Annotated in this window: 4 protein-coding genes and 1 pseudogene; 3 read left to right on the top strand and 2 right to left on the bottom strand. The window is 65.5% G+C overall.

The window, feature by feature from the left end:
- Positions 1 to 4: 4 nt before the first annotated feature.
- The 3 genes and pseudogenes from PSAL_RS19250 to PSAL_RS08930 form a co-directional block, all read left to right on the top strand.
- Positions 5 to 121, top strand: a pseudogene (locus tag PSAL_RS19250) (IS5/IS1182 family transposase); the annotation flags it as partial.
- Positions 122 to 408: 287 nt separating this feature from the next.
- On the top strand, positions 409 to 2,325 hold the full coding sequence (locus PSAL_RS08935; protein WP_119837604.1) for a C1 family peptidase: 1,917 nt from the start codon (positions 409 to 411) through the stop codon (positions 2,323 to 2,325).
- 38 nt (positions 2,326 to 2,363) lie between these two features.
- Entirely contained in the window at positions 2,364 to 7,232 is a 4,869-nt protein-coding gene (locus PSAL_RS08930; RefSeq protein WP_196222672.1) for an OmpA family protein, read from the top strand.
- A 445-nt stretch (positions 7,233 to 7,677) separates the two neighbouring features.
- Here the strand turns inward: PSAL_RS08930 and PSAL_RS08925 are convergent, their stop codons facing one another.
- Positions 7,678 to 9,621 carry a glycosyltransferase gene (locus PSAL_RS08925; protein WP_119839205.1) on the bottom strand — a complete coding sequence of 648 codons (1,944 nt, stop codon included), beginning with the start codon at positions 9,619 to 9,621 and terminating at the stop codon, positions 7,678 to 7,680.
- Positions 9,621 to 11,261 carry a hypothetical protein gene (locus tag PSAL_RS08920; RefSeq protein WP_119839204.1) on the bottom strand — a complete coding sequence of 547 codons (1,641 nt, stop codon included), beginning with the start codon at positions 11,259 to 11,261 and terminating at the stop codon, positions 9,621 to 9,623. Before PSAL_RS08920 ends, PSAL_RS08925 begins: the two co-directional genes overlap by 1 nt.
- Between the last annotated feature and the right edge of the window lie 93 nt (positions 11,262 to 11,354).

Genomic DNA, 11,354 nt, shown 5'->3' with positions numbered 1-11,354 from the left:
GCACGTGGGCCGGCGGCTGACGGCGCGCGACCTTGACCGCCAAGTCGCCGAGGTTCAGGTGCGCGACAGGTCCCTGACCGGCGACACCGCCCTTGGCAGCCCGATCACGACAACCTGCTGATGCTCTGGGAAGAGGGGATTGTCCGTCAGCGATTTCGCGCAGCAACGGCCGTTTGACCACAGGACGGCGAAATCCGCAGCTTCAAGCGCGGGATGAATTTCGCCTACTTGATCGCTCCCTCAGAGCCGCCTTGCAGGTTGCGAAAGCTGACCACTGGCCGAGGCCCTCCCCGAGGCCCTCGATGTGTGCTCCATGCAACAAATGGATCGAGCCCCGGTAAATCGTGACATTGGCAGGTGCAAAAATCTGAAAGGACGTCTTTAAATGATCCTTTTGAGGATTTTGAAATGGCTGTTTTCAGATCAGTGCATCTTGCAGGGTTCCTGATTGTTCTGTCCGTTTCTCCGGTGATGGCGCAATACCTTGGCGCCGTGATTGATCCGGACGCCTTTTCCGCGACACCCAAGGCGCCCCCGCTGTCACGGGGCGATTATGCGAACCTGCCGCTGCGGGCCTCCTTGAAAGCCTTCGCGCCACCGCCCGGAGACCAGGGGCAGCAGGGGTCCTGCGTCGGTTGGGCCACGGCCTATGCGGCCCGCACGATCCTTGCGACCTCGACCGGTTCAGTCACGGGAGGTGGCCAGTCATTCTCGCCCTCATATGTCTATAACCAGATCCGTGTCGAAGGCTGCGATGGCGGCAGCCGGCTGAGCGATGCGATGCGCCTGATGTCGGGGGACGGCGTCGCGCCGCTGACCGATTTCCCCTATGACGATGGCAATTGCAGCCTGGTTCCCAGCCCCTCGCAAAGGCAGCTTGCCAGCGCCTATCGGATCGGTGAATGGCGCAGGCTGTTCGATGTCTCGTCGGTCAACAAGCATATCCCGGTGCGCCGTGCCCTGGCGGCAGGCCACCCGGTTCCGATTTCGATGCGGCTGCCCATGAGCTTCATGGAGTATGATGGCGGCGTCTTCAATGCGACGACGGCGGAACGGGCGGCGGCCGTTTCCGGGTCACGCGATGCCGTGGCCCGCCATATTGCGGGCGGGCACGCGATGACCGCCATCGGATATGACGACGAAGGACAATGGATCGAGATCATCAATTCCTGGAGCCAGGACTGGGGAGAGCGCGGTTATGCGCGGGTCTCCTGGGATGATTTCAATACCTTCGTCATGGAAGCCTACGAGGTGATGCCCCTGTCCGCACCCGCCCCCGCCCCGGTTCCCGAACCGGCGCCAGCACCAGCACCAGCGCCAGCGCCCGAACCTGAACCTGAGCCCGAACCTGAGCCGGGGCCCGCCCCGAAACCTGAGCCGAAACCGAAACCCGAGCCCAAACCCCGGCCAGAGCCGAGGCCCGAGCCGAAACCAGAACCAGAACCCGAACCGGCACCCAAGCCCGCTCCCTCCGTCCGGGACATGAGTGCTGCCTTGCGGTTCCTCGACCTTCAAGGGACAGAGATCCCGGCCCGCATCGATGCCACCGGCTGGACGCTGACGCGCCCCCTGGCCTCCGGCACCAGTTTCCGGGTCGAAGCCACGCCGGGTGCCTCCGCCAACCTCTATGTGCTGGGGGCGGGATCCGACGGACGCTACGTCGAGCTGTTCCCGCGCTCGCAACTGATCTCGACCCGTGTCGGCGCCGAGGACACCCTGCTTCTGCCCGGCCCGACCGACGGGCATTTTACCCAGCTCGACCAGTCTGCGGGGCAGGACACCTACCTTGTCCTTGTCGCGGGGCTGAGCCTCGAGCTTGCGCCGGTCTTGTCGGCGCTGAATGAAACGACGGGTCAACCGTTGCCGGACCGGCTGCGCGCCGCCCTTGGGTCGCGGCTGGTCGATCCGGGCGAAATGGTGCCCGCCAGCGCGGGTATCGGGTTCGAGGTCGCCGTGCAGACCGGCGATGTTGCGGCCATGCCCGTGAAGATCGATCATGTTGCCGCCGCCCCGGATGCGGGGGACAGCGCGGCCCCCCTGATCGTGCTGACCCACCCGATGCGCGACGCCTTCGATGCCGCGACGGATGCGCCCTTCATGGTAGCGTCCCGCGAGGTGACCATCGAAGGCCGCGCACAGGACGACAGCCGGATCGCGTCGCTTGCGATCCCCGGCGCGCAGTCGATGCGGCAGTCCGACCGGGGCCCTTTCCGGGCGCAGGTCACCTTGCCGCCCGGCGACGGACCGCATGAAATCACCATCGAGGCGACCGATGTCGCCGGCAATTCCGCCACCAGAACGCTTTGGTTCCAGATGCGAAACTGACCTGACCAGACCTGACCTGAAATACGAAAGGCCACGCCATGATCACCCGCCATTTTCTGGGGCTTGCCCTGTTCGGCATGACCTCTGCGAGCGCGCTTTTCGCGCCGCAGACCGCCTTTGCCGTCGACTGCCGCATCTGCGAGACATATGACGACCCGACCGCGCTGTTCGAACTGTCGTCCACGCTCAATTCCAGCGCCCTGCGCCACCAGATCCGCGGCTGGGTCGCCGAACATCGACCCGACACCGCCGGAGGGCTGGCCGGGCAGGCGTGGATGGCCAGTGCGGCGGGGGACGAGGACGCGGCGGTGCGCCTTTACCAGCAGGCCCTGGCGATCGATCCGGCGCTTTTCGTCGCGGCCAATAACCTTTCCATTCGGGTCGAGGACACCAGCGGCGTTGACGCGGGCAATGCGATCATGTTGCCGCTGGTGGGCAATCCCGATGCGGGTTTGACGCCGATGTGGAACGTGTTCTTCAATCTCTACAACGGTGACCGTCAGGACGAGGCCTTCCGCTATCTTGAAACATGGGAAAGCGACGGGACGCAGCCGCGCTGGGTCCCCGCCGCAATCCGTGGGCAGCTGGCCGTATCCGACAATGACCGGGCGGCCGCCGATGCGCATTTCCTTGACGCCATGCAGAACAGCGATGTCGTCAGCTACGTTGTCTTCGACCGTTGGCTTGGCAATCGTCGCCGGATCGAGTCCGGCCAAAGGGCAAGCAAGAACCAACGCCAGCGCACCTATGACCTGGCGATGGAGTTTGCCGCGCGGGCCGAGACGCCGATGGCCTATGAAAAGATCGGCCTGTTTGCCAGGGAACACATGAACGACATCTCCAAGGCCTTCTTCGCGCGGCGCGAAGGGATCGCCGCCATGGCGCTGCCGGAACTGGTGGCCGGAGCCTTCTTTGATGTTGCCAACTATTACCCCGATTATGCCTTCGACATGCTGGAACGCGGGTTGGAGGACTTTCCCTATAACTACGACATCGCGATAACCGAGCTTTCGGCCTATTCGATGTTCCGCATCGACCGCGCCCGCGCCGATGCCGCCGCCACGCGTGGTCTTGCGAACACGACGACAGGTCATACGGTCGCGCAGGTCGGGAGCCATGTCCTTGCGAACCGTGCGCGGCTGGGGGACTACGACAGCGCCCCCCAGTTGATGGACCGGCTGCTGCCGCAACTTTCCGGTGGGGATCGCCGCAGCCTGGTGTGCAGCTATCTCGACAACCGGATCGATGCCAAGGATCTCACGCGGGCGCGTCAGGCCTTGGCCGATTGCGAGGCGGCAGGCGCCTCCTCCGTCTGGGTTGCGAAACGCGCCGACCAGATCGCCTATTTCAGCGGGCTTGTTGATGACCGCGATCAGTGGCTGGCCTCGCAGCCCTTCCTGCGCGACTGGGAAGCCCGCTTTGGCGAAAGTCTGCGCGCCGCGATCCAGTTCGAAACCGGTCAGGCCACCATCCTGCCGGAGTCTTTCGACGTGATCGAGACCGCTGCCGATGCGTTGAACGCGCCGGGGGGCGAGGATTACGTTTTCCAGATCGAGGGCCATACCGACAACCGCGGCTCGGATGCGGTGAATTTCCCGCTGAGCGCGGCCCGTGCCGCCGCCGTGAAGGATGCGCTGGTCGGCCAGCTCGGGCTTGATGCGGCGCGGATCCAGACCCGGGGTTTCGGCCCCGGCAACCCCGTCGCCCCCAATGCGACAGAGGCAGGACGGCAGGAAAATCGCCGGGTCGAGATCCGCCCCATGGGCAATGTGAACGACCCCCAGGTCGCCACGCCGGGAGCCTATGACTTCACATGGCTCGACATCAGCAAGGACGGCCGCATCGCGGTGATGGGAAATTCCCCGACCCAGGTCTGGGACCTGGAACGCAATGTCATCCTGCACGAGATATCCGCCGGGCTGGATCACAAGATTTCTCCCAACGGGCGCTATCTTGCCTCAGCGTCGTCCTTCGAACGTCCGGGCGGCGCGGTGAGCCACACGCTTTACCTCTACGATCTGCGCAGTGGCAAGTTGGTGGATCTGGTCGCGTTGGAAGGGGAAATCGGATCCTACAGCTGGAGCCCGTTCAGCGACAGGATCGCCTTTTCCGCGAGCGAGGGGTATATCCGTGTATATGACATGGCCGCCCGTGCCGTGACCGGGGTTTCCCGCCTGACGACGGCCAGGATTCCCGCCGAGCTTGCCTGGACAAACGATGGCGCCACCCTGGTGGCAAAGGTCGGCGCCAACCAAGGCGACATGTACCTGCTGGATCCCGACGGCCTGGGTGAAACCCGTGTGATCCCGCAATCGGGCTGGTTCCACGCCATGGGCCAGGACCGGAGCGGCCGCTATCTGATCGCCAGCCGGAACAATTCTTCCTTCACGGTCTGGGACCGGCAGAACGACTGGGCCGAGGTCGCCTCGGGGCGCCTGCCGATGATCGCGCGCAAGATCTACACCCATCCCACCGAACCCTGGGTTCTTATGTACGCGAAGTTCGATGCCGATACGAATGTCCTGCTGATGGACCTGACCGACGGATCCATCCTTGCCCGGTCGCCGCTGAAGATCGAAGGCGGTGGGTTCACCCCTGACGGTGACCGTTTCATCACCGGGTCGGGGGACGAACTGCTGGAACTGGACACCCGCACGCTTGAGGTCGTCGCGCGCCGTGAAAGCGCTTCGTCCATCGGGCGGGATGTGCATGTCTTCGATGACAGCGGGTTGGTTCTGTCCTCTGACGCCTCCGGCAGCGCGGTCTGGAGCCTGCAGACCGGGCGGCGCGTCCACGTCTTTGACGCCGTGCCCGATGGAAGCTGGCTGGCGGTTCCGAACCGCGCGGCCGAGGTCATGGCGATCCGCGACGACAAGCGTGCCCTGATCATCTTCGACAGCGCGGAATTCACCGCCGACACGATCTGGCAGACTGAAGACGAAATCGCCGATCTGACCATGGACGGCACCCGGCTCGTGGTCGCGACGGTGCCGGCGGGCAGCGCCCGCCGTGGCGCGGCCGATCCGCAGATCACCCTGCATGTCATCGACCTTGCGACCATGGAGACCCTGCGCCGGATCACCACCGATATCGTCACCGGGCCGATGCGCTACGACGCGGCCTACAATTATCGTGCCAGGGTCGACCTTGAGGGCGACTCGCTTGGGCTGGTTACCTCCTATTCAGACGGCCTGGGGCATTCGATCGACAGCAGCGCGCTGCTTCAGCTCTTTGATGTGCAGACCGGCGCGGCCCTGCCCTCGGTCGCCCGAAACGCGCCCATCGAGGGCTTCAGCGTGATGGCAGAGGGGGCAGAGGTCAGGGTGCGCGGCACCGGGAATTACAGCGTCTACGATGTCGCCACCGCGCGCAGTATCGATACCGCCCCCTACGATCCGATCTTTTCCCTGACACTTGAGGACGGCCGCAAGATCCGCTGGTTCTGGGACCGGGTCACGCTGGACGACAAGGTGCTGACTTTCCCGATGAGCCTGCGCAGCCTGTCCCTGAGCGAGCGCAACAACGTCCTTGTCGGCCAGACCCACACCAGCAAGATCCATTTCATCGACCTGTCGCGGTTGGAAACCGCGCTGACGATCATGCCCTTCACGAACGGCGAATGGATCGCCTATACGCCGGCGGGTAATTACACCGCCTCGCTGCAGGGGACCGAAGGGGTCTATTGGACGCTGGGGGACAATTACCTGCCCTTCGATGCGCTGGCGAACCAGTTCTCCAGGCCATCGCTGGTGCAGGACCTGTTGCGCAAACTGACCGCAGGGGCCCTGACCGATGAGGATGTGCGCGACCCGAAGGTCGAACCCGATACCTTCGATGCGCCCTATCAGGTCGAACAGGTCACTCCGGCCCGCCTGACAACCGAAGAAGACAGCATGATGATCGAGTTGAAGGTCACCAAGGACAGCCCGGATCTGCCGGACCCCGAGTTCCGCTATGTCCTGAACGGGCGTCAGGTTGTCCGGTCGCGCGGCTTCGAAGAGGAATCCTTCTTCGAGGACAGCGAAACGGTCACCTTGTCACGTCGCTTCGATCTGCGCCCCGGTGCCAACACGATTGAGGCCAGCCTGATCTGGAACGGCGCCGAGGTGTCGACCTTCCGCGTCGAGGCGCAGCGCGAGATGGCGCAGACGGATGTGCAATCCGGCAAGGGGGCGCTCTGGTTCTTCGGGGTCGGCGTGTCGGAATACGAGAACCCCGCGCAGAACCTTGAATTCGCGGCCAAGGATGCGACGGCCCTTGCCGAGCTTTTGCAAACCCAGAGCCGCGACATGTTCTCGCAAGTGCACACCAAGGTGCTGACCGACGCCGAGGCCACCGAACGCGATGTCCGGATCGAGATGAACGAGTTCCTCGCCCAGTCGGCCCCCGATGACGTGGTCATCGTCTTCATCGCCGGGCATGGCGTGACGGACGAGGAACAGAACCTCTATTTCGTCACCCATGATGCGGACCTCGCGCGGCCCTACACCGGGATGGAGGTCGAACGCTTTCGTTCGGTCCTGGAAAACCGCCCGTTGAATCAAAGCGCCCTTCTGCTGATCGACATCTGCCATTCGGGCGCCGCCGGACGCGTGGTATCCGAGGATGCCGTGCAGAAGCTGGCAGAGGGGACCGGTGCGATCGTCTTCTCGTCCTCCTCGGGGTCCGGGCTGGCCTATGAGGATTCCAGTTTCGGTGGTGGCCACGGTGCCTTCACGGCTGCCTTGCTCGAGGCGCTTCGGGGAATGGCGGACGCCGACACCGGTAATCGAGATGGCCAGAATTCGCTGCAGGAGATGGTGATCTATACCTCCTCCGAAGTGCCGCGCCTGACCCAGGGCCTGCAACGGCCGACCATTCCGATGATGGCCCAGGGCATCGACTATGGTATTTCCATGGCAGACTGACGGAACCAGGCTGCGGGAGGCGCTTGCGGGCTGCGCGTCCCGCTCCTGTCCGGTCTGTTGCGAAAGATTTCCGGCAGGACCGGGCCGTCATGGGGGCGCGGCCGCTCTGGGTGAAGTGACCTTCGGTCCGGGGCACGCAGCCCTGTTGGACAGAGGGGCATCGGTCGATCTGCGCCCGCGTCAGGCCATGGTCGGGGATCGCATCGCGCTTGCCGATCCGAACAACAGCCTCGTGCGGCGGATCGACACTGAGACCCACGAGGCAACGGGGTCCATGCCGGTCGAGGGGCCACCTTGCGATATCCTCGTCATCGGCTGCAGCGGCCTGATCCACGGCTCCGGGGCCTTGAGCGTTTCGCCTGGGATGTCCCCTGCGCCGACGACGATGCCGAGCCTTTTTCGGTTTTTTTGACGTTTTTGTATTTTCAGTTTTTGAGTTGTTTTGTCATGCGACCCTGACGGGTTTATCCGGGATGATGTTTCGCAGGTATGCGCGTGCGATGTCTTCCCGGTTTGTGCGGATCGAGATTGAGAGCATGGATTCGAGGGTGAAGTAGGCGCGCAGGATGCGGAAGAGGAGGTAGTGTGGCAGGTTGAGGATTGCCTTTGGCATGCCGTTGAAGAGGGCGGCGACGACGGCCATCATGGCGGGGGCGCCGATCATGACGGCGACGACGGCCTGCCAGGCAAGCGGGCTTCCGGGGTTGAAGCCGCCGGCGTATTCGATGACGCCGAACAGGATCAGCGGCACCAGCATGGCCCGGCGGCCGGAATTGACCAGCATGAAGGGCAGCAGCACCTTGCCGCGCAGGGTGGGCCAGTCGGAATAGATCAGGTCGCGGCAACGCGAGCTGACGTGGTAGACCGAGCGGAACCAGCGCATCCGCTGTTCGCGCATATGGCCATAGGTTGCCGGCACTTCCGAGACATAGCGGATCTTGGGATCGACCACGGAATGAAAGCCGAGCTCTCCGATCCGCAGCGAGATGTCGGTGTCCTCGCCGTTCATGCCCTCGACGAAGCCGCCGAGGTAGCGCGGGTGTTCGGTGCGGTAGACGACGAACATGCCGGGGATGCCGACGACGCTTTCGACGGCGCTGAAGGCGACGGAGTAGAAGCCGTGCTTGACCAGCACTTCCAGCAGGCGGGGGCGGTCGAACAGGGCGCCGCCCGGGGGGATCGGCACGCCGCCGACGGTGCCGACCGCGGGGTCGGCAAAGTGCTGCATGGCGCGGGTCAGGTTGTCTTGGCCCAGCACGGTATCGGCATCGACGCGGACCAGGAATTCGGTCTCGGCCGCGTCCAGCCCGGCGTTCAGCGCATTGGATTTGCCCGGTGTGGGCACCGGGATGACCCGGCCTGTCGCGCTTTCGCAGGCGGCCAGGGCCCGGGCGGCGATGGCGGCGGTGTCGTCGGTGGAGTTGTTCTCCATGATCAGGATATGGACCTGACCGGCATAGTTCGCGGCGGCCCGGTCGAGGCCCTGGATGGTGCGCTCGATGATGTATTCTTCGTTGTGGGCGGGCACGATGACGCTGATGTCGGGGGCAAAGACCCGGTGCCGCTGGCGCCAGTCGTCCCACAGGGCAAACCCGTAGAGGGTGAAGAAACAGACCGGCAGGAACAGGAAGACGCCGGGACCGATGCCGCCCAGAAGCGTGACTTCGCGCATCCATTTCACGATTTCCAGGTCCATGCCGCCGACCCAGATCGACAGGCCGCCCGCCAGGATCAGCGCAAAGCCGAGCCTCAGGAAGGCGCGGCGCATCTGCTTGGGGCGGTGTTCGACGGGAATGCGCGAGGGCATATGGCCGCGTTCCATCAGCTTGAAGGAATAGACGGCAAAGCCGGTGATGCCGCTGACGATTTCCACGAAGTGCAGCGAATAGGTCAGATCGAGGCTCCAGGCCGCCAGGGCGCCGGTCATGTCGAAGGCCGCGCAGAGCACCGCATAGGTCAGCAGCAGGTCCAGCGCAAAGAGCACCCGGCCCAGCAGGGAGGCGGCCGCGAAGGCCGAGAAGGCGATGTAGAAGGAGATCACGAAGATCCGCACGGCGATCGAATGGTTACCCGCGAACTGGGTGACCACGAGGTCGTGATGGGGGAAGATGCTGTTGGTCAGGTAGGCGGACTTGAGCCAGAGCAGCAGGGTCGAGACCAGGCAGAACAGGCCGAGGACCGCGAGGCCCTTCCATTGCGGCACGAAGACGGCAAAGCGCTTGGGGGCGCTGTCGACCGAATGAAAGGCGATCTGGTCGCGGTTGTCCGCGGCGTCGGCGCTTTCCGATCCGGTCGTGCCTTCGGACCCGGCGCCTTCGGGGGCGGCAATGGCCTCAGGGGCGGCGGTCTCCGGGGTGGCGGTGTCCTTTGGGCTGGCGGTGTCGGCCATTATTGCGTGCTCCGCAGATCACCCGCAGCCAGGCTGCGCACCGGCAGGGTGACGAACAGGGTGACGGGACGGGCGGGCAGGTCGGTCAGGTCCCCGGCGTCGCGCAGGGCGCGGGCATAGGTGACACCGCTGACCGGTTCGCTCCAGAGCAGCCAATGGCTTTCGTCGTCCCGGTCAAGCGCGGCCGTCAGCATCTCGGCGGGCGGCAGGCCGGCATGGGCCAGGGCCTGAGGGTGGGCCTGAGGCTGGTTGTCATCGGCCCCCGCCACCAGGGCCAGACCCTGCGGGGCAAGGGCGGTCAGCATCCGGGCCGCGCGCATCGCTTCGGGCGCGGTCAGGGCCGAGCCGAGCGCGACGTCCAGCTGGCTTTCGGTCTGCGCCAGGGTCATGCGAAGGACCTCGAGGTCATCCTGTGCGGCGCCTGCGCCCTGCAGCAGGGTCGTGGGGCGCATCTCGGCCAGCAGTTCGGGGCCGTCGTTGCAGATGCCTTCGATCTCGTAATCCGAGCTTGCGGTGATCTCCAGGCTGGCCGCTTCGCGCGGGGCGATGGTCGGCAGGGTGATGCGGCGCTGGTAATCGTGTTCGCCACCGGTCACCCGGTCGGCCTGCACGAGGCGGCCGTTCATCTGCACGGTCACGGTCCAATGGGCTTGGGCAGGCAGCGGGCCGAGGTAGAGACCAAGGTCCAGGCGGCCGGGGACTTCGCTAGCGGGCATGTCCTCGGCTTCGATCCGGGCGCGCCAGGTGGTGCTGCGGGTAAAGCGGCGCAGCCCGTCATTGGCCGCCTGATCGGTCAGGGCCATGGGGAAGCCGACGGGGACGCCGAGGCGGGTTCTGGTGTCGGTGGCCACGCCGGGCAGGGCGGACCCATTGGCCGCCAGGGTGGTGGCCAGGGCGCGCAGCTCGTCCGTGCTCAGGGCTTCGGCGTCGGGGCCGTCCCAGAACTGGACGGGCTGACCGTCGCGCAGCAGGTCGGCCGCCAGCGCCAGCCGCTTGGGCTGTTCGGAGGCGACCAGCCAGCGCGGCCAGCCGACGCGGGCGACGGAGCCCCAGGAAATGGCCCGGTCGGTCACGCTGTCCAGCGGTTCGTCGACGATCAGTTCGATGCGGGTGGTGGGCTCGATCTCGACCACGGCGCCGATGCCGGGGGCAGAGCAGGGGCCTTCGGCGCCCCGGCCCTGCAGGCTGAAGGAGACCGGCAGCAGGCCGCCGGACAGTTCCATCGCCGTCAGCGGGATCTGGAAGCTGCGGCGCGTGTCACCGGGGGCCAGCAGCACTTCGGCGCGGCGCATGTTGTCGATCGAGATCCGCAGCATGGCGTCGGCGCCGTCGCTGACCTGGGCGGTGGCATCGACATGCAGGATCCCGCCCAGGGGGCGGGCGTCCCGGGGCAGGGCAAAGCGCGCGCCCTGGTAGGCGGGCAGGCCCGACATCACCATGGCCTGACGCGGCCAGGCGCGCAGGATGGTCGCCTCTTCGCCCTCGGGGGCGTCCTGGGCGACGGTTTCCTCGAAGACCAGGCCGGTCGGGCGCAGCAGGGCTTCCGCCCGCGCGCCCAGATCGCGGACACCGATCATGGACAGGGCCACGGCGGCTCCGGCGAAGATGAAGACGACAAGGGCGAGACCGATCATACGCATGGCAAGAAGAACCTTTTACCGGAGCAGACCCGGAGGATGTGCAGAGTCTCCGCACGGCAGGTGGGCGCCGGGGGAGCAGAATGGAGAGGCCAG

This window comes from Pseudooceanicola algae (genome assembly GCF_003590145.2).
Lineage (GTDB): Bacteria > Pseudomonadota > Alphaproteobacteria > Rhodobacterales > Rhodobacteraceae > Pseudooceanicola > Pseudooceanicola algae.
The sequence above is the reverse complement of the archived record's forward strand: the minus strand, read 5'-3'. Positions and strand labels throughout refer to the sequence as shown.

Coding starts and splice junctions, on each gene's coding strand:
- PSAL_RS08930 (WP_196222672.1), top strand. CDS start 2,364: ATGATCACCCGCCATTTTCTGGGGCTTGCCCTGTTCGGCATGACCTCT.
- PSAL_RS08925 (WP_119839205.1), bottom strand. CDS start 9,621: ATGGCCGACACCGCCAGCCCAAAGGACACCGCCACCCCGGAGACCGCC.
- PSAL_RS08920 (WP_119839204.1), bottom strand. CDS start 11,261: ATGCGTATGATCGGTCTCGCCCTTGTCGTCTTCATCTTCGCCGGAGCC.
- PSAL_RS08935 (WP_119837604.1), top strand. CDS start 409: ATGGCTGTTTTCAGATCAGTGCATCTTGCAGGGTTCCTGATTGTTCTG.